The sequence below is a fragment of the Streptomyces flavovariabilis genome (assembly GCF_000725785.1).
GTDB classification, from domain to species: Bacteria; Actinomycetota; Actinomycetes; order Streptomycetales; family Streptomycetaceae; genus Streptomyces; species Streptomyces hawaiiensis.
This window is the reverse complement of the sequence record NZ_JNXD01000075.1, coordinates 1-1,072: the sequence shown is the minus strand read 5'-3', so window position 1 is coordinate 1,072 and position 1,072 is coordinate 1. Positions and strand designations below refer to the sequence as shown.

Annotated in this window: 1 protein-coding gene; it reads left to right on the top strand. The window is 68.7% G+C overall.

Annotated elements, in window-relative coordinates; all coding sequences use genetic code 11:
• Positions 1-146: 146 nt before the first annotated feature.
• On the top strand, positions 147-1,072 hold a 926-nt coding region (locus IO24_RS0139945), incomplete at its 3' end, for an AMP-binding protein (RefSeq protein ID WP_244310237.1).

Here is a 1,072-nt window from a genome sequence, read left to right as displayed (position 1 = left end):
CGGTTGTGGCTGAGGACGCGGATCAGCCGGTTGGTTCGGTTGGTCTGCTGGGCGCTGACGAGCGTGAGCGTGTGGTGGGGGTGTGGGGTCGTGGTCCGGTGGCAGCAGTGCCGGAGGGTACGGCTTCGGCTCTGTTCGAGAGGTGGGTGGCCGAGGCGCCGGACGCTGCTGGGGTGCTGTCGGGGGACGGCGGCACGGTGTACTCCTATGGTGAGTTGAACGCGCGGGCGAATCGTTTGGCGCGGTTGCTGGTGGAGCGGGGTGTGGGTCCGGAGCGGTTGGTTGCTCTGGCGTTGCCGCGGTCGCCGGAGCTGGTGGTCGCGGTGCTCGCGGTGTGGAAGGCGGGGGCGGCGTATCTGCCGGTGGATGTGGAGTATCCGGTGGAGCGGGTGCGCTTCATGCTGGAGGACTCCCGGCCGGCGCTGGTTCTGACGGACACGTCCACGGCCGACTTGTGGGCGGCGGGTGCCGCGACCGTCCTGCTCGACGATGCCGCTGTGCGGGAGCGGTTGGCCGGCTTGGATGCGGCCGATCTGGCCACTGCACCGGATCCGGAGCATCCGGCGTATGTGATCTATACGTCGGGGTCGACGGGTGTGCCCAAGGGTGTGGTGGTGAGCCATGTGGGTCTGGTGAATCTGGTGGCTGCTTCGGGGCCTCGGCTGGGTGTGGGGCCGGGGAGCCGGGTGTTGCAGTTCGCGTCGCCGAGTTTTGATGCGGCGTCGTGGGACTGGAGTCTGGCGCTGTTGTCGGGTGCGGCGCTGGTGGTGGCCGGTGTGGAGGAGTTGGCGCCGGGGGAGGCGCTGATGAGGGTGTTGTGTGATGCGGGGGTCACGTATTGCATGGTGCCGCCGTCTGCTTTGCCGTTGCTGGATGTGGCGCGGGTTCCGGCGTCGTTGACGGTGGTGGTCGGTGGTGAGGCGTGTGGTCCGGATGTGGCTGGGCGTTGGTCTGTGGGCCGGCGGATGGTCAATGCGTATGGTCCGACGGAGTCGACGGTCTGTGCGACGTTGAGCGAGCCGTTGTCCGGTGCGGTCGTCCCGCCGATCGGCCGGCCCATCGACAACGTGCG